Genomic DNA, 19,062 nt, shown 5'->3' on the forward strand with positions numbered 1-19,062 from the left:
AAAATTTTCTCTATCTCATTAAATATCTATGTTTACTACTTCATGAGCATGTTCACGGATAAACTCACGACGTGGATCGACAGCATCTCCCATTAAGACACTAAATATTTCCTCGGCTTCAATGGCATCCTCAATAGAAACCTGCTTGAGAGTCCTAGTTTTGGGATCCATCGCCGTCTCCCATAGCTGTTCTGGGTTCATCTCTCCTAAGCCCTTATACCGTTGAATTGTGTATTTTTTATTTTTAAAGTCTTTTAAAATTCTTTCCAATTCATTATCACTATATGCATAAGCCTCTTGTTTGTTGCTCCTTATTCGATAAAGCGGTGGAAGGGCAATGTAAATTTTTCCGTTTTCTATGAGTGGCTTCATATATCGGTAAAAAAAGGTTAATAATAAAGTTCGTATATGGGCACCATCCACATCGGCATCGGTCATTATTATCACTTTATAGTAACGTAATTTGTCAATAATAAAGTCAAATCCTATCCCACATCCTAAAGCAGCAACAATGTTACGAATTTCAGCGTTGGAAAGAATTTTATGAAGGTTTGCTTTCTCGACGTTGAGAATTTTCCCTCTCAAGGGTAGAATTGCCTGAAAACGACGGTCTCTACCCTGCTTTGCTGAACCTCCTGCAGAGTCTCCCTCAACTATAAATAATTCCGATTCTTCGGGATCCCGGCTAGAACAATCGGCTAATTTCCCTGGGAGACTTGATGAATCGATGCTATTCTTTTTTCGAGCTAATTCACGAGCTTTACGAGCTGCTTCACGTGCTCTCGCCGCTTGAACTATTTTTTCGCAAATAGCTTTGGCCACATCAGGGTTTTCTTCTAAAAAGGAAGAAAGATAATCGTGAGTTATTTCCTCCACAATGCCTTTGACTTCTGTGTTTCCAAGCTTGGTTTTAGTCTGTCCTTCAAACTGTGGTTCAGGAACAAGGACACTAATTACTGCACATAGCCCCTCTCGAATGTCGTTTCCGGTCGGCATCTCTTCTTTATCTTTTATAAGTTGATAGCGTTCAATGTATTCTGAGAATGATTTGCTTATTGCCAGCTTAAAACCATTAACATGACTACCACCTTCAATAGTGTTGATATTATTGGTAAAAGAAATGAGGTTTTCTAGGTAACTATCGTTATATTGAAAAGCAACCTCAACTTTTACCTCATCCTTTTCCCCTTTAAGAAAAATCGGTTCGTTGTGAACAACATTTTTACCTCGGTTTAAATAGCTAACTAGGGATTTTATTCCTCCGTGGTAACAGTATTCTTTTTCTTTTTCGTTGCGTTCGTCCTTTAAACAAATTTTTAGACCTTCATTAAGAAACGCGAGTTCTTTTAATCTTTGCGCTAAAATATCAAAATGAAAGTTGCGATCTGGGAATATTTCGGAATCTGGAATAAAACGAATTACTGTTCCGGTGTGGTTGGTAAAACCGGCATCTACCAAATCATTTATCGGCTTACCCCGCTCATACCTTTGCCGCCAAATTTTTTGGTTTTGGTGAATTTCAACTTCTAACCACTCAGATAATGCATTTACAACTGAAACTCCTACCCCATGGAGACCCCCGGATATTTTATAAGAGTATCGGTCAAACTTCCCTCCGGCATGGAGTTTGGTGAGGACTACTTCCACTGCTGAGCGGCCAACTTTTTGATGAACACCAACTGGAATTCCCCTTCCATTGTCTTGTACCATTACACTGCCATCATTTTGAATAGTGACTTTTATTTCGTCACAATATCCCATAAGCGCTTCATCAACACTATTATCTACAACTTCAAACACAAGATGATGGAGACCTTCAATTGATGTATTCCCGATATACATTGATGGGCGTTTTCTAACTGCCTCTAATCCCTCTAAAACCTGTATCTGCTCTGCTCCGTAATTTTTTATATCATTTTTTCTTATTTCTTCCAAAATCTTTCACCTCATAAATCTTTGGTATTATGAATTGGTTGATATCCTAATAAAAAGAAGGAAAACCTGATTTTTTTTCTATTTTTTCCTTATCCCACGGATTTTTACTTTCTTTACCATTAACCCTTTCTCTTGATATATTCTGCAAATGTCTGGTATGAATTTTTGCACTTCATGATTAAATATTGGATCGGTTATGCTTAAAAATAAGACATTATTACGATATCCTTCACACTGACAAAAATCTTTCAAATTGGGAAAGAATTCTCCAAACAACCCAATAAGCTGTTGATTTTTAATTGGCTCAACTAAGCCTTCTTTCTCTAAATAATCTTCTAGTATCTCACCAATTAAAGTTGGTTTTCCCCAAAAACAACGAACCACCTTGTCATTCATTGCCTTTCCCCATAAGTATTTTTCCTTTTTCAACATTTAAAACTGTCACTCGGTTTCTTCGCTTTCTCGCCCATTCATCGTTTTCGCGAGTCGTGGATATGAACACTTGCCCCTGGTTTAAAATTTCTTCTAACAATAAGTCTTGATGGTGCTGATCAAGCTCTGAAAAAACATCGTCAAAAACCATAATTACTTTACTTTTCTTGATCAATTGTATCACAGACATCTCTGCTAATTTAACTGATAAAGTGAGTGATTTTTTCTCTCCTTGGGATCCAAAGGTTCGAAACTCCTTCCCATTCTTCTCAAAAACAATTTCATCGCGGTGTGGTCCAATTATGGTAATCTCTCTTTCTCTTTCTTCTTCTTTAACCTTTTCGAAGCCTTTTTCCAAATGAATAATGCCCTCTTTATTCAAATGATAACCAAACGGTTGATACCTTAGTGAAAGCATTTGATTATTTATACCCAACCGAGCATAAAACTCTTTTACTAAAGGGGTATAGAGCCTTAAATATTCGAGCCTCCCCTGAATAATTTTTTTTCCAACATGAATGAGTTTTTCCGTATAGGTCTCTATAAGGTCTTCATTTGCATGTTCTCGGAGTAAATAATTTCTACGCGATAGCAATCCTTCATACTGGCTTACCAAAGCAGCATGAGCAGAATATATAAATCCTATCGCTTCATCTATGTATTCTCTCCTACTTTGGGGTGGTCCTTCTACTATTTCATGATCGTTAGGGAAATACCCAACCAACCATATCCCTTTTTTCCCCGATCCAGGATGACCATTTAATTTCCACTCTTTTTTTTGACCTGGCTGTATTGACACTTCCTTCCAGAAGTAATTTCCGTTCTCATCAATCTTTGCACCTAGGTAACTATAACTTTCTCCCCAGGTAATCATTTCCTGGTCTTTGGCTCTTCTAAACGAACGCCCTCTTGATAAAAAATATATAGCTTCTAGTAGGTTGGTTTTTCCTTGGGCATTTTTTCCCTGTAAAATGACTAAATGGTTGGAGAAACTCAGGTTTAATTTTTCAAGATTTCTCCAATTAATACATTTTAATTCTTGAATCAACATGCCCTAAACTTCTTCTCGAACCTTTAGAGGCATGATTAAATGTCGAAATTCATCATTATCACCGAATATCAAAACCGGCGCCACTTCGCCGTTAATGCCAAGAGAAATATTTTCCCATGGCGCTACTCGAATACATTCGGTCAAAAACCGCGAATTAAATGCTATGTTAACAGCTTGCCCCTCTATGGTAACTTCCATTTCTTCTCTTGCTGTCCCCATCCCCTGACTCTCACAGGTCATGATCAATTTCCCGTCACTAAATTGCAAGTAGATAGTTTCCTCTTCGGGTGTTGTAACTAGCGCTACTCTCTCAATACCCTCAAATAATTCTTTACGATTCACAGTTGCAGTTGTTGTAAAATCAGTTGGCAAAACTGATTCATACTCGGGAAATTCCCCTTCTATAAGTCGGCTGTATATTATCACTGAGTCCATATCGAACATAATTTCCCCTTGACCAGGAATAACATTTACTCTTTCTCCTACCATCGCTCTTATAATTGCCGCTGCTACTTTCGAAGGAACAATAAAACGTATTTTTTCTCCCACTTGATCGTTTATCTTTTCAATTTTGTGTAAACTCAACCTATGACCATCGGTTGCTGCCAGATACAAAAACGATTCCTTTCCTTCTAAAAGAACACCGGTAAGTGGACCTCGGGTTTCATCATTAGAAGTAGCAAAAGCAGTTTTGTTATAACCAATTCGCAGCTGCTCACTCTTAACCGTAAAATATTTATCTTTTTGAAAAGGAGGAAATACTGGAAAATTCTCTGGAGGGTAACCAGTTAACTTAAAAATACTCTTTCCACACCTTAACTCAGTCACCATACTATCTGACAATGAATTAATGGTTACCGTTTCTCCTACCATTCCTCTCGTTATTCCAATCAACAATTTTCCAGGAAGCACAACACTGGTACTTTCTTCAACGTTTGCCTGGCATTTGGCAATTATACCCATTTCCATATCATTTGATAGCATTTTAATTGTTTCTTTATTTTCAGCTTCAATCAATAATCCTGTCAAAACAGGAATTGAGCTTCGAGAGGGAACACAAACAGAAACATGATCAATCGCTTTTTTTAAGTCTCTTAATTTAACTGTAGCTTTCATGGAATTATCCTCCTGTTTGGTAATTATCCACATTCTTATTATTACTCCTATTTTTATATATTAAAAAATAGGAGAAGGAGTAGTAGTAGAGAATAAACCTGTGGATATCTCCCAATTTTCCCATTATATTGATAAAAATAGTCATTAAATACCAGGTTTTATTCTGTGAAGTTTGTGTGGAAAGAATGTTATTAACTTCCTTCCCTCTGGATTTTTTCTATGATTCCACTAATTTCTTGAGAAAGCTGTGGATTATTTTCAAGGTCGGTTTTAATCTTTTCATAAGCGTGGAGAACAGTTGTATGATCTCTTCCACCAAACTCTTCTCCTATAGCAGGAAGAGAATAATTAGTAAGGGAACGTGTAATGTACATGGCCACTTGCCTGGGGAACGCAACCTCTCTGGTTCTCTTCTTGGCACGCATTAATCCTGGTTTTATTGAATAATGTTCTGATACGACTCTTTGGATAGTGCTCACGCTAATTTTCTTTGTTACAGTTTTGGGTAAGATGTCTTTCAAGATTTCCTCAGCAATCTCAGGATTGGGGCTAATTTGATTTAAGGTGCAGTATGCTTTTATACGAACGAGAGCGCCTTCCAATTCTCTAATATTCGAAGGAATACGGTCAGCGATGAAGAGAATAACTTCATCAGGAATATCAATGTGTTCAGTTTCCGCCTTTTTTCTAAGTATAGCAATGCGGGTCTCCAAGTCTGGTGGTTGGATATCAGCCAACAATCCCCATTCAAAGCGAGAACGCAAGCGGTCTTCAAGGGTAGGGATTTCCTTAGGTGGGCGGTCACTGGTGAGAACAATTTGTTTTAAAGCATCATGAAGGGAGTTAAAAGTATGAAAAAATTCTTCTTGAGTTCTCTCTTTTCCAGCTAAAAACTGAATATCATCAATAAGAAGAACATCAACATTGCGGTATTTTTGACGAAAATCCTCAGTCTTATCATCTCTTATGGAATTGATCAGCTCATTGGTGAACTTTTCGGAGGAAGAGTAAACGATGCGAGCCGACTGATTTTTTTTTAACACTTGGTGCCCAATAGCATGCATCAAATGTGTTTTCCCCAAACCGACCCCTCCATAGATGAAAAGGGGATTATATGACTTAGCCGGGCTTTCTGCAACGGCTACTGCTGCTGCGTGGGCAAACTTATTGCTGTTACCGACAACGAAAGAGGAAAAACTGTAACGAGGATTTAGGTTGGGTTTTTCCCAATCATTAGATTGAGGAATAAGAATAGGAGAAGGACTTAGAGAAATCGTTGAATTCGAATCCACGGATAGAATAACTTTTAAATCAGAAGCATCTTTCCCAACAGTTTTTGAGAAAGTAGTGCGAAGCAAATCCAGGTATTTTTGTTCAACCTTCTCCCGTGCCAAACTGGAAGGAACTCCAAGAATTAATTCGTTGTCACTAAAGGAAATAGGATGAATTGTTTCAATCCAGGCCGCATATTCTGGAACCGATAATTGTTTCTCTAAAAAAGAGATGGTTTTTATCCACAACCCATCTAATGTGCTTGATACATCATTCATAAAAAGCCACCCCAACTTATTTAATTGTAATTCACAAGGATATCCACAAGGTATTCTAACCCCCTGGATGAGGGCAATAGAAATTTGCTAAAGCGCATGACAAGGGGTTATATGAGTTAGGAAAGAACAATGAAATGTTTTTTTTAAAATATTGCTCTCGTCCTATTAAACCATAAAGGAAGGGTTCTTGGCAAGTTATCCACAAGTTATCAACAGGTGTGGATAACTTAATTGTTGTAACTTTTCCCTCGGTATTGAATAGTATATCATGTGGAAGCTATTAAACGAAAAATAAATAGATATTAATCGGAGAGAAAAGCTTGAGGAAAAATCAAAATGTATGTCCCGTCTGTTTAATAGAATGATAGTCAGATAACAAATTTTTGTTTCATAAAAAAATGAGAAAAAAGACTTTTCCACAGCCAAAATTGAGATATCCACAGATTCTTGTGGATATCTATCCTGAAAATATCGAAACGTTTTTAGGTAATTCTTTCAAAGCAACCAACCTTAATCTCATTCTTGGTTTTCACCCTCATCCTCACCTTCTCCCATCAAGGGAGAAGGAACTCTGAATTCTTTTGTTCTTTTTTCCCTCGCCCCTTCGTGGGAGAGGGCCAGGGTGAGGGGGCAACTTATTTTCATATTCATCTGGTGCTGCGAAAGCAGCATGAAGGTCTATTCTGTAAAGACGAAGAGAAACAAAACCCCAAGAGATTAAAACGATAATTCTTGGCTTCATCTTTTCCCGAAAGAACAGGAACAGAAGTTCCATTTTGCTTTATCCTTTCACCGCTCCTTGAGTGAGACCTCCGACCAATTGTTTTTGTACAAAGAGAAAGAGAATGAATACCGGAATACAGATGAGAACCGAGGCAGCCATTAAGTTACCCCAATTGGTTTCATATTGACCAACAAAGTCAAATATACCGACAGGAAGTGTTCTTTTGTCTTGGCTGGTTATGAATGTGAGAGCAAACATGAACTCCTGCCAAGTGAGAAAAAGAATATAGGCAGCCGTTGCACCAATACCTGGACGCACCAAAGGGACGACTATCTTCCAAAAGGCTTGTAGTTGAGAACAACCGTCGATCTGGGCGGCTTCCTCCAGCTCTTTTGGAATGCCAACAAAAAACCCTCTTAATAGCCAAACTCCAACTGGTACCGAAAAGGCAAGATATCCAATAATAAGCGACGCAAAGGTATCAATAAGGCCAGCCTGACCCATGATTCGGTAAAGAGGAACAATGATGGCAGCAAGAGGAAACAGTTGGCTAAGAAGGAGCAAGTTAAAGAAAAACTTTTTTCCTGGGAATTGTAGTCGAGCATATCCATAAGAAGAAAAAAGAGCTACGAAAATAACAACAACAGTTGTACCCAAGGCAACCGTAAAACTATTTATAAAATAACGAACAAACATCGATCCCCTTCCGAAAACATGAAGGTAGTTATCTCCAGTAGGACGTTTTGGGATTAAATAGGGTGGAGACGTAAATTGTTCGTCAGGTGCCTTAAGAGACACGGAAAGCATGACTGAAAAGGGGAAAAGAACGAAAACTAAAAGGAGAAGCACCTGAATAGCAGTAATAACATGTCCGCTCCAATGAGTTTTCATTGTTCTGCTCCTTTCTGACGCTGGCTAAGCCAAACATAAAAGAGGCTAAATATCAGAAGGAATAAAAAATCAAAAATCGCGAACCTTGAAGCATCACCGAAACGAAATCTCTTGAAAGCTAAATCATAGACATAGGTGGGGAAAATATGGGTACTTTCAGCTGGTCCACCACCGGTCATTACATAAATTAATTCGAAATAATTAAATGTCCAAATAAAGGTAAGCAAGAAAGTGATGGTGATGATTGGTTGCATGGAGGGAAGAGTGACATAGCGAAATTGTTTCCACTTCCCAGCGCCATCAATATTGGCAGCCTCATACAGCTCGGTAGACACTCCTTGTAACCCAGCTAAATACATAAGCATAGAAAAAGGAAAACCCTTCCAGATTGCAGAAAATATCACAGCATATATTGCTGAACCTGGAACACTCAGCCATGTTAAATATTGATCTATAAGCCCAAGGCTTTTCAAATAATGATTAAGAAGACCAAGCTGAGGATCGTAGATTAACCTCCAAACCATACCAGCAACCACGCCGGGCATAACCCAGGGGAGAATCATAATACCACGTACCAGAGAACGACCCCAAAAAGGCTTATTTAAAACTATTGCCGATCCCAATCCCAAAAGAAGCTGGAAAAAAACCACCAGAACCGTCCAGATAATCGAATTTTTAAAAACCAACGGCAACATTTTATTGCCAAAGAGTTTGTTATAGGCAGTCCAGCCGAGATAACGAGAAGAGGTTAGTGACATATCGCTTAAGCTATAATTTAGGGTGAGAAATAAGGGATAAATAACCAGGATTACTAATAAAATTATTGATGGCAGGGTGAAAAAATACCCAGTAAGCCAGTCTTTTTTCATGGAATCCTCCAGATAATAGCATTATAAGGCTTAAAACCATCAAAACTAACAATATTCTGAAACAATAGGCAATCGATGTATATATAATTGAAAAGTATCATAATAATCAAATGAAAATTAGAAATAAAGACAAGTAACCATATTTATTTAACCAAAAATTCCGTAAAAAATGAATTAAAAGTAGTTCTGGGCAAAGAATTTTGCCCAGAACTATGATTATTCTTTAATTAGTGCCATAGTAATCTGCAAGCAGAGCGTTTATTTCCTCGGTCGCTGTTTTTAGTGCACTTTCAACATCTTCCGTTCCTGTGAGAATTGCAGTCGTAGCATTGCGCTGTATTTCGGCAAGGTCTGGATATTTTGGGAATATTGGACGATAAAGGGCTAGAACAAGCTGTTCAAAAATGATATCGGGGAACCTTCTTTTTTCATTTAAGAACGCTTTTGCAGCTTCGATGTTAGCAGGAGTGAGAGAGGAAACCTTTTCATTAACTTCTTTGCTTGTCCAATATTCAATAAACTTCCAAGCCGCATCTTTGTTGGGAGCGTTTTTATAAATGACCATGTTCCAACCACCAAGGGTAGTGATGGATTCACCATCAGCAGGTTTGGGGAAATAGGTTAAAGCCCAATCCATTTCCGGTGCTCTAGCATTCACCGTATCTTGTCCCCATTCACCATACCAGAACATACCCACTTTTCCAGCGGTAAAGAGTTGGAATGAATCTTCTTCGGTTCGGCTCACTTCTCCAGGAGGATTAATTTCTTGGAGTTTCTTGTAGTACTCCAATGCTTCAATGGCTGGTGCTTGATCAAGCACACATTGGCTAAAGTCTTCATTTAAAACCGATCCACCGTTGGAGAAAATAAGTGCATCAACTACACATTGTACTGCATCGCCTTGACCAACCCAGAGAGCAGTGCCCCATTTTTCGCTAGAGGTCATTTTCTTCCCTGTTTCATAAAATTCATCCCAAGTTACCGGAGGTTTTTCCGGATCAAGGCCGGCATCGGTGAAAAATGCCTTGTTGTAATAGTTAAATGCCCAATCGCCTACATCAAAAGGAATACCATATAGCTTCCCTTGGTAAAGAGCTGAATCCCAAGCACCCGGCAAGTAGAATTCTTTATTGACACTTTCAGATTGAGCAACATAATCATCCAGTGGCAAGATAAAACCAGCGGCAGAAAATTCTGGATTCCAAATTTGGTCAACAACGGAAATATCCGGCGGGTTTCCGGCAGCAGCAGCAATTAATAACTTGTCACGATATTCATTATAGGGAAAAACTGTGAACTTCACATCAATATCGGGATAGAGCTTTTTGAATTCTACCAGCGCATCTTCCTGGGCTTTTAAGAGATTGACATCAGCTTGTACCATCAACCATACATTCAAAGTAATTTTCTGAGTAAAAGCGCTCCCTGACAACAGAGCAACCAGCATGATAATAAGTAGACTGAAAAAAATCCACTTTTTAGTCATATACATCCCTCCAAAATTATTTCAAACCGATCAAAAAATTGAATAACAATACTCAACTTATTTTTTCTTACTCTCACCTCCCCCCTTGTGTTTTTCCATTAATTTTGATACGAATCGAACTTTTTCGATATCCCCTTGGGGAGAAATCTCATCGGATATCCCCAAAATGAGGCGCGGTGAAAAAAGCGAAAGCACTTTTTTGGTGAAAGATTCTAATTCTTCTATGGAATATTCCGGGAGAAAAAGGAGCATTGGGATACCATCGATAAGAATCATTTCTCCCATTGCCTCTTTTAACTCTTCTAAAGAAACATCTCCTTGTGGTTGAGGGGTAGCCCCCTCAATCCCATCAAATCCCGAATCTCGGAGGTAGGGTAATAGGGGTTTGAGTGAACCATCCATATGAATATGACAAAACTTACCTGATTTATGTAACTGTTGAACTCGTTTCTGGTAATAAGGGACAAGAAACTGATTAAAAATACGAGGAGAATTAAACCGGCCATCAATATTTTCACCAAAATTTAGGATATTTACCGGACAAGAAGCTAAAATTTCAAAAAGTGAATCCTCGGCTTCCTCGGCTTTTTTCAAATACTCTTGAAGCCGATTAGGATAGTCATAGATGAGCTGGATCGTATTTTCAATACCTGCATATTGCAAGAAGAGACGTTGAAAAGGCGATCTTTCCCAATAAAATTGAATTTCTCCCCATTCACCAACAGCCTCTTTTGCCTCTAAATAAAAGTCATTATCAAAACGATAACGTATCGAGGTAACAATATCTTCTAAAATTCTAAGGTCTTCAACGCTTTTAACCGGGTGTTCGACATAGTGCCAGGAACATCCCCATTCACCCAAACGTTTTTTGCCGATCAACTCTTCACCCTTGGCTGACCGAAAAATCACTTTAATATCATCTTTCTGTTGGATTTCAAAGACACCGGCACCGGATGGATAATCGAAATGAATAAAGGTATTCGGTGATGAAATATCTTGAGTCTCGCCATAATAGTATCGTACCGAGCAATTCAAGTTTTTATATAAATCGAGTAGCTTCATTGATTGATAAGGTTCGACGAGCTGATTTCGAGCTCGGTTAACATTAAACCAATGCTCTAAACGTGGTTGCCAAGGAATATTATCAATGTTTTTGCCTTGAAAAACTGTAAGAACTTTTTCTTGGAAAGAAGGTAGTTTCATTATTTTTTGCTATTCCTCCCTCTTGATTGGTGGATTTCCGTTAATAAATCTACTGATAACTTCACTAGCCATTCCCATAGCAACCGCCTCTTCTCCAAGCTGACTAGTAATAACCGGGGTTTTTCGGGCTTCTAAAGAAAAGACGGCACCGTGAGCTTGCACTATTGCCGACTGAATGTAAATGGGACATTTGCGAGCAATTTCTCCTCCAATAATAATGGCTTCTGGATTGAGCAGGTTAATAATATTAGCCACTCCTTTTCCTAAAATTTCTCCAGATTTTTCAATAAGAGCAATAATTTTTGAATCACCGAGTTGGAAGGCGTTCATGACCGAGTCAAAATCTTTAATATTTTTATTAATGGATCTTGCTTCTCGAACTATTGCATCAGTAGAAGTGTATTGCTCAAGACAACCAAGGTTCCCACAATAACAAGGAACTCCATTTTGTTCAATGATAGTGTGACCAAATTCTCCAGCGTTGCCATTTATTCCACGATATAAAGCTCCGCCAGTAAAAAACCCTCCTCCTACACCCCAGTCGGTAAAGATATAAAAAAAGTTATCAAATTGTTTTCCATAACCGTACATTTTTTCTGCGATAGCCGAAGCCTTTGCGACATTTTCAACTATCACTGGATAGGGAAAGGACTTCTCAAATATCTCAACGGCATTAATGCTGTTCCAACCAAAAAAGGGTGATTGGCTAATGAGGGGTCCAGCTTTGAAAAGAAAACCCGGGGTTCCAATGCCTACTCCAGCAATTTTGTTTGGTAATAAATTCAATGAATGGCTAAGCTGGGTGATTTTCTTCGAAAGTTGGTTAGCAATGGATAAAGGACCTTGGGAAGGATCGGGAAAATATTGTTCACGCCTTAAAACTTTACCGGTTAAATTGCAGAGTATAATTTGTCCTTTTCGGGAAATCTCCACCCCAAAAACATACTGGTGGTCGCTGTTGATGTCTATTAAAAGAGGCTTCTTCCCCCGCAGCGACTTACCCTTTCCAATTTCTTTTAAGATGCCTTCTTGAATGAGAGAATCAATAATTCGCGAAACCGAAGGCAAAGAAAGACCGCTGATCCGTGAAATCTCCGATCGAGAAAGAGATCCCCGTTTCTGGATCAATCCGATAATATTGGAACGATTAATTTTTCGAATTAAACCGGGAGTTCCCCTCATATTTATTACTAACCTTTAGTAATAAATATATATTAGAAAGATAGACTCTCTCTGTCAAGAGACAAGCTGAGCCATTTATACTGAAAATACAGTAATGAATAAAAAAATGGCGCCATTCTGAGCGATGCATTTCCGCTTGAGAATCACATCTGACGCTGCAGACGTCATCCTGAGGTATCGTTTTTCGAAGCCGTGAGGATCTCACCTGCTCATTTTTATAAAAATATTTTTCTCAACTTTCTCCCCCTTTTCCCTCTCCCCTGGTGGGAGAGGGAAAACCTGAGGGGGGAGCTAGTTTATTTCCTTCAAGCTTTATATTTTAAAACGTTAAACCAGGCTTACAATCAGAGGTTTCACCCCCTTCCTCATCTCTCTCAACAAGAAAAAAGGATGATGTTGCTGATATCCCGGTTTTAAGCCTTAAAAATTAATCACTGATCGAACGGCTTTTTCAATATCATCTTCTTGGGGAATGACATAATTTTCCAAATGCGGAGCCATTGGGATCGGGACGTCTTTAGCACCAACTCGCTTTATTGGAGCATCGAGATGATCAAAAGCTTCATCAGCAAGGCGAGCGGCAATTTCCGCACCGGGACCGTAGCTTAAGTGGGCTTCATGAACAATGACCGCCCGATGGGTTTTCTTAATTGAATGAACCAAGGTTTCGATATCCAATGGAACCAGAGTGCGAGGATCGACAACTTCAATACTTACTCCTTCGTTTTGTAAGCGTTCAGCCACCCGTAATGACTTGTGCATTGTTTCTGCGGTGGCAATAATCGTTACATCGCTCCCGGTTCTTTTAACATCTGCGACTCCAAAAGGAATGGAATACATCTCTTTTGGGACATCACCTTTGAGATTGTATAGTCCTTTATGCTCATAAAAGAGCACCGGATTATTGTCTTCAATAGCAGTTTTAAGGAGACCCTTTACATCAAAGGGGGTCGAAGGAACGACGGTTATAAAACCTGGGATGTGGGCTAACATCCCCTCTAAGGATTGAGAGTGTTGGGCTGCTGCGGACTGACCGGCGCCAATAGTAGTTCGAATTACCAAAGGAAGTTGACATTGGTCGCCAAACATGAACCGCATCTTCGGTGTCTGATTAATTAATTGGTCACCAGCAACAAAAAGGAAGTCGCAGAACATAATTTCAGCTACCGGTCGCTTGCCCACCGAGGCAGCGCCGGTGGCAGCACCCACAATTGCTACTTCAGACAAGGGAGTGTTCCGGACGCGCTCGTTTCCAAATTTTTCCCATAACCCTTTAGTAACGCTAAATGCCCCACCCAGAGGTCCAATGTCTTCTCCTAATAAAAAAACATCGGGATTGGTTTCAAGTTCATAATCTAAAACCTCATGGATGGCTTCACGGTAGGTAATTTGTCGCATGATTCAATCTCCTTTTAGTGTATATAAAGTGTGGAGAGACAGATCTGTGGATCGGCATAAGGCGAGGTACGACCGAATTCAATGGCATCATTAATTTCCTTGGCAATCTCCTCAGTTATAGTTTCAATTTCATCGGAAGTAATGAGTTTTTGGTTGAGGAGAAATCTTTCAAAGTTTGCAATGGGGTCTTTCTTTTTCCATTCCTCGATGTCAGCTTTGGTCCGGTATGGCTGAGGATCACCTTCCCAATGCCCGCGATATCGATAGGTTTTAGCCTCCAATAAGGTCGGTCCTTTCCCTGATCGAGCCCTTTCAATGGCTTTTTGAGCATCTTTATAGACCGACACGACATCCATGCCATCGGTAGTTACTCCCGGTATTCCGTAACCTGCAGCCCGGTCGGCAATATTGCGGATTGCCTGGTGATCGGCTTGCGGAGTGGTTTCAGCAAAAAGATTGTTTTCGCATACATATACAATGGGGAGTTTCCAGGCTGAAGCTAAATTGAGGGATTCATGAAAAGCACCTTGATTCGAGGCTCCATCACCGAAGAAACACACAGTAACCTTGCTGTCTTTTTTCATCTGACTTCCCAAAGCCGCACCAGTGGCAATGGGAATGCCCCCTCCTACGATTCCATTGGCACCCAGCATTCCCAGGGAAAAATCAGCTATGTGCATGGATCCTCCCCTTCCCTTGCAGTAGCCGGTTTCTTTGCCATATAATTCGGCCATCATTTTCCGGAGAGACACCCCTTTGGCAATACAGTGACCATGGCCCCGATGGGTACTGGCGATATAATCTCCAGGGTTTAGCGCCAAACAAACTCCCGCAGCGACAGCCTCTTCCCCGATATAACTATGAAGCCAACCCGGTAATTCATGAGCAGCAAACAATTTAACTGCTTCCTCCTCAAAGATCCGGATCTTTTTCATGGTTACGAGAAGGTTCCGAGCCAAATCTTTTTCAATCATAAATGATATTCTCCTTTACTTGAAATACGATTGGGTTTTTATTTTAGATTAATTTTTTAAACAGATTATTGACCTCATGCCATTTGACAACATCGGACGAGGATAAAAAAATAGGGATAAAAACTATCACTTAATCCTTTAAAAATGAAAACAATTGAATTGGAAAGCATATAATTAGTCAATTATTTTCTCAACACCAAAAGCATGTCTCAGAACAAAAAGGAAACTTCATTCCCAATTCCACGCAATTTATTAGACTAGAATTTTTATCTAAAATATTCTTGTTCTAAAAAAATCTTGAAAAATCTTCATTATTACTGTTTGTCTAGAGGAGTTGGATAGAGCTCGGTGACGATTTTAAACTGCTGAACCACATAATACTTTTCAACTTCGACTAAAATGAGCGCACAATTTGGGGAATCGGTGAATTCAACTAGTGAAGGGTGTTTGATGAGATGATGAAGAAGGAAGGGCGCCTTTTCCTCGAAAGCAAGTTCCCGGGCGTTCCCAAAAACGGTTATTGCAACCGCCTGATGGTGGTCGTTTTCTTGGTTTGACCGATTATCAACGAGAAGAGAAACACGACGATTATTTTTCAGATTCGCATATTTTCGAGTATCACGATATGTTGCAAAAACAATCGAATGTAAATCATCGGTGGCCGAAAAATTAACAATACTACAATGGGGGGTATCTCCATTGGAGGTACCTAACACTGCCAGATTTTGAGTTTGCATTAATTTTTGGACTACGGAGATAACGGATGAATTTTCCATTTTAATTTATCACAATCTCGATGATTTTAAATCCCTTTTTATTCATTTTAACACAACCAGACAATCATAAAAGGATTTTTGAAGAAAACCAGGTAAATACAATGGACCGAATTACTCGAGGATAAAATTTGGCAACTCAGCTGATTTTCACCAATAAAATGCCCCCTAGAAACTTTTAATTCTAAAAATTTAAAAAATTAATCGGTTGGAATTAAAATGAAACCAGAATTTGCCAAATAAAAGTCCAGGCAAGATGATCGGTATTTTCCCAAATTTCTCGCACTATTGCTTCGTTGCCGGTAATTTGAGGAATTCTTTTTCTTTCTTCTTCCCAAGGAAGAAAAACTCCTGGGATTCGACCAGATTTCGTATTTTTATTTTCCATTGCGAATCACCTTTTAGTCAATACTGCCCGTATTCACGAGTGATTTCGGTGAGGGCTTGGATGCAGTCGACCCGAGCATCATTTTGAATAATAGCCCCGGCATCCATAATATACCCTCCGTCTCGAGCGACACCATCGATTACTTTTTTACAATAATCTTTCACTTCTTCGGGTTCTCGATGGAAAAGATCATTGGGGATTCCTCCGCTTAAGCAAAACTTATCACCCAAAATCTGATGAGCTAAAAAAATATCACCCCGGTCAACATGGTAGACAACGCTTCCAGCGGGCAGTTCTCGGAATGTCTCTAAATGACGATCCCAATTTCCTTCAGCATAAAAGAGAACTTGATTTCCGTGTTTCCAAATTTCTTCAACGATTGGTTTAAGGGTCGGCCAAAAAATGTTTTGAAAATGATCAAGTGATATGAGCGGCACACAACTGCGATGCATCCAGAAGCCGATGGGTACTTGTTTCTGTGGGTCGGCACTATCGAGGGCGACTTGCATAAGATGGGGCATCATCGCTTCACAAGCTTCTAATACCTTTTTAGGTTGATAACAGAGGTCATTAGCCAGTCCATAATATCCTCTTAATTTGTCGGCAAGGATATCTAGAGGAGCCTTAAGAATGCCGCAGATCGCCGACACAGTTCCACATTCGGTTCGCAAAGATTGGGCAAGATTCCCTAGAACGCTAAAATACTCGGTCATAGCCATGCCGCCCTTAAGAAGGGCCAAGTTATGGCGCTCACTAATCGGTTGACCGGGGCGTTGGATATCATTAGAAACGCGAGGCAACCAAACATTAAATAAATATCCAGTCGGATCGGAAATCAATAAATCATAGTCTTCGGGGGGCATGAAAGCTTTTTCTTCGGGAGGTTCTTTATACTGGAAGCCTACTTGGGGTGGTAAATCAATCCCAGGAATACCATAATAAGTAAGTCCTATTGCCTGCACTAAGCCTGTCCAACAATAGATCATGTTGGCAGGGATTGCATCCCAGTCAAAATCACGAGCGCATTTCAAATAAGCTTTTACTGCATAGCGATAATCATGAGTTGCTTGCTGGGCGGTATAACCAGCATATTGAGAAGCGAATTCAGCAACAAAAGGACGGATGGGAATCATGTCCGGTTTGCCGTTTTTCATAGTAGTAATATATCTCTTAAGTCGGCTTTGATAAAGTTCTTCGGTGGTCATTGAAACTCCTCCTTGTAAAATAGATCCTGCTCCTCCATTTTATCATTCTTCCTAATACCCTCAAAAAATAATAAAAATTCCCCAAGCATATGAATTAAAACGAGCTTCCAGCAAAAATAAGAAAAGAAAGTAATTAGTAAGAGGAAAAGAAATAAAAAAATAAAACAATAAATAAAAAGAATAGAAGAATAATCCAACCGATGCCAACCAAAAGGTCAAGGCGTAAGTCAGTGCTTTTGTGTTGAGGTCGACATCGGTTAGTTTGGGTAGATTTAATCTAATCCTACGTATTCATACATGGTATTTCCGGCATGACTGAAATCCAACTCCTTGCCTTTGCCTTCTTTAAGCGCGACTCGGCAGAGGTCAATGGCGCCATCCAATAAAAAACCAGGAATATTTAGGTCATCACACAGTTTTTTCATATAATTTAAATCTTTAAGTCCGAGTTCAAGAGCAAAGTCCATATGATAATTCTTTTTTATGTATTTTTCGCTATAAAACTGGAAGACCCAGTTAGAAAAAACTTCATTGTTAAGGGATTTATAAAGTTCCTGGGGATTAATACCGTATTTGGCAATAATTGGATAGAGCTGGGCATAGATAAGCGCTTGAGAAAGCCCAGCAAAATTTTGAGCAATTTTAATTAAGTGTCCGTTGCCCGATGGCCCCACATAGTCGTAATGCTTACAGTAGCAGCGGAGAAGGTCATCAACTTTGTCAATATCTTCTTTGTCTCCAGCAGCGACAGCAATTAATTCTCCCCTGTCAGCTTCGGCGGGACCGGCGATTAAGGGAGAATCAACTAAGCCTCCTCCGGCAGCTTTAATTTTGGCATGGAGTGAACGAGTCGACATGGGATAGCTGGTTGATGTATCGACAAATATCTTCCCCCGGACTCCCTCGTTGAGGAATTCATTCATAATTTTTTCAACGACGGTAGAGTTAGGAAGAGAGAGAAAAATAACTTCGCTATTTTTTAAGACTTCCAAAGGAGAAGGAGCTAATGTAGCCTTTCCTTTAAAGAGTTGCATAGCATCCTGATTGACGTCAAAAACGGTTAATTGGTTTCCCTTCAGAATCAAATTCTTACACATACCCTTCCCCATATTACCTAATCCAATAAAACCAACTTTTCTCATTGTATTCTGATCCTCCTTTTAATAAATTAGACATAGCAAAAAAATTAACCTTTATTGCTTCTATTATATGTCACCGGAGATAAAGGTAAAACCATAATGAATCGGGCTGTGTTCAGTAAAGTTGAGGCACGCTCCATGCGATTATCAAAAAAAGTGAACGGAAATCTCCCATTAAATTAATAAAATATTATTTCCACTGATGTTCATTTCCCCAAATTTTGCAGTTTAAAAACGAGGGCATCATGTAGGAATATACCGCTCAGGGTAAAACGATATTGTCCAAAAAGAGATCATTTCAACCTCAAAAAGCGAAATCTGGTAAATTCGGCAAAAATTTCTGATTTTAAGCGCTGAGAAGCTTTTAATGATATCTATTGGAATGCCTTTTGGGAAAAAAGTGGTATCACCTGTCTATAATTTTTTTCGGTTATGCCTTTTTTTTCAAAATGAACCAATTAAAGTAAGCCTGGTAGCTCAGATTTCGATATATTGTGACAATTTCCGGCAAATGACTCACCTCGCTGATTACGAGGAAGTGAAAATAAGAGCGCCGGACTCGGAGATTTTTGCAGGTTTTTGTTTGAAAGTCGATAAGAAGAAAATCGCTCTATAAAGCTAATGGTGGAGATGACGGGATTCGAACCCGTGGCCTCCGGCTTGCAAAGCCGGCGCTCTCCCAGCTGAGCTACATCCCCGTTCATTGAAGACTAAAAAGAATGGGGCGGATTGAGGTCCGCCCCATA

The 19,062-nt window shown here is 39.4% G+C and carries 16 protein-coding genes and 1 tRNA gene; all 17 read right to left on the bottom strand.

Features of this window, described 5'->3' with window-relative positions; translation table 11 throughout:
* Nucleotides 1–18: 18 nt before the first annotated feature.
* The 17 genes from gyrB to RT761_RS04070 all read right to left on the bottom strand — a co-directional run bounded on the left by gyrB (nt 19) and on the right by RT761_RS04070 (nt 19,014).
* Entirely contained in the window at nt 19–1,926 is a 1,908-nt protein-coding gene (gene gyrB / locus RT761_RS03990) for a DNA topoisomerase (ATP-hydrolyzing) subunit B (protein WP_246465300.1), read from the bottom strand.
* A gap of 87 nt (nt 1,927–2,013) precedes the next feature.
* Nucleotides 2,014–2,331, bottom strand: a complete 318-nt coding sequence (locus tag RT761_RS03995; protein ID WP_218112793.1) for a DciA family protein — start codon at nt 2,329–2,331, stop codon at nt 2,014–2,016.
* Nucleotides 2,324–3,418: a DNA replication/repair protein RecF gene (gene recF, locus RT761_RS04000; RefSeq protein ID WP_218112794.1), complete on the bottom strand. Its 1,095-nt coding sequence runs from the start codon at nt 3,416–3,418 to the stop codon at nt 2,324–2,326. The genes RT761_RS03995 and recF overlap by 8 nt, the downstream gene beginning before the upstream one ends.
* 3 nt (nt 3,419–3,421) lie before the next feature.
* The gene (gene dnaN, locus RT761_RS04005; protein ID WP_218112795.1) at nt 3,422–4,534 is read right to left on the bottom strand and encodes a DNA polymerase III subunit beta; all 1,113 of its coding nucleotides are present in this window, start codon (nt 4,532–4,534) and stop codon (nt 3,422–3,424) included.
* Nucleotides 4,535–4,725: 191 nt separating this feature from the next.
* Nucleotides 4,726–6,084 carry a chromosomal replication initiator protein DnaA gene (dnaA, locus tag RT761_RS04010; protein ID WP_218112796.1) on the bottom strand — a complete coding sequence of 453 codons (1,359 nt, stop codon included), beginning with the start codon at nt 6,082–6,084 and terminating at the stop codon, nt 4,726–4,728.
* Between the two features lie 781 nt (nt 6,085–6,865).
* On the bottom strand, nt 6,866–7,699 hold the full coding sequence (locus tag RT761_RS04015) for a carbohydrate ABC transporter permease (protein WP_218112797.1): 834 nt from the start codon (nt 7,697–7,699) through the stop codon (nt 6,866–6,868).
* Nucleotides 7,696–8,568 carry a carbohydrate ABC transporter permease gene (locus RT761_RS04020; RefSeq protein ID WP_218112798.1) on the bottom strand — a complete coding sequence of 291 codons (873 nt, stop codon included), beginning with the start codon at nt 8,566–8,568 and terminating at the stop codon, nt 7,696–7,698. Before RT761_RS04020 ends, RT761_RS04015 begins: the two co-directional genes overlap by 4 nt.
* 223 nt (nt 8,569–8,791) lie before the next feature.
* The gene (locus RT761_RS04025) at nt 8,792–10,054 is read right to left on the bottom strand and encodes an ABC transporter substrate-binding protein (RefSeq protein ID WP_218112799.1); all 1,263 of its coding nucleotides are present in this window, start codon (nt 10,052–10,054) and stop codon (nt 8,792–8,794) included.
* Between the two features lie 57 nt (nt 10,055–10,111).
* A complete protein-coding gene (locus RT761_RS04030) occupies nt 10,112–11,257 on the bottom strand; it encodes a uroporphyrinogen decarboxylase family protein (protein WP_218112800.1) in 1,146 nt (381 codons plus the stop codon).
* 9 nt (nt 11,258–11,266) lie between these two features.
* Complete coding sequence (locus RT761_RS04035) at nt 11,267–12,439, bottom strand: ROK family transcriptional regulator (RefSeq protein ID WP_218112801.1); 1,173 nt, start codon at nt 12,437–12,439, stop codon at nt 11,267–11,269.
* A 420-nt stretch (nt 12,440–12,859) separates the two neighbouring features.
* The gene (locus RT761_RS04040; RefSeq protein ID WP_218112802.1) at nt 12,860–13,837 is read right to left on the bottom strand and encodes an alpha-ketoacid dehydrogenase subunit beta; all 978 of its coding nucleotides are present in this window, start codon (nt 13,835–13,837) and stop codon (nt 12,860–12,862) included.
* 14 nt (nt 13,838–13,851) lie between these two features.
* Nucleotides 13,852–14,811 carry a thiamine pyrophosphate-dependent dehydrogenase E1 component subunit alpha gene (locus RT761_RS04045; RefSeq protein WP_218112803.1) on the bottom strand — a complete coding sequence of 320 codons (960 nt, stop codon included), beginning with the start codon at nt 14,809–14,811 and terminating at the stop codon, nt 13,852–13,854.
* A gap of 314 nt (nt 14,812–15,125) precedes the next feature.
* Nucleotides 15,126–15,587, bottom strand: coding sequence for a pyridoxamine 5'-phosphate oxidase family protein (locus RT761_RS04050; protein ID WP_218112804.1), 462 nt, complete (start codon nt 15,585–15,587; stop codon nt 15,126–15,128).
* 211 nt (nt 15,588–15,798) lie between these two features.
* Nucleotides 15,799–15,972, bottom strand: a complete 174-nt coding sequence (locus RT761_RS04055) for a hypothetical protein (RefSeq protein ID WP_218112805.1) — start codon at nt 15,970–15,972, stop codon at nt 15,799–15,801.
* Nucleotides 15,973–15,989: 17 nt separating this feature from the next.
* The gene (locus RT761_RS04060; protein ID WP_218112806.1) at nt 15,990–17,177 is read right to left on the bottom strand and encodes a uroporphyrinogen decarboxylase family protein; all 1,188 of its coding nucleotides are present in this window, start codon (nt 17,175–17,177) and stop codon (nt 15,990–15,992) included.
* A gap of 272 nt (nt 17,178–17,449) precedes the next feature.
* Nucleotides 17,450–18,319 carry an NAD(P)-dependent oxidoreductase gene (locus RT761_RS04065; protein ID WP_218112807.1) on the bottom strand — a complete coding sequence of 290 codons (870 nt, stop codon included), beginning with the start codon at nt 18,317–18,319 and terminating at the stop codon, nt 17,450–17,452.
* A 619-nt stretch (nt 18,320–18,938) separates the two neighbouring features.
* A tRNA-Ala gene (locus RT761_RS04070) sits at nt 18,939–19,014 on the bottom strand.
* Nucleotides 19,015–19,062 lie beyond the last annotated feature (48 nt).

The sequence above is a fragment of the Atribacter laminatus genome (assembly GCF_015775515.1).
Classification (GTDB): Bacteria; Atribacterota; Atribacteria; order Atribacterales; family Atribacteraceae; genus Atribacter; species Atribacter laminatus.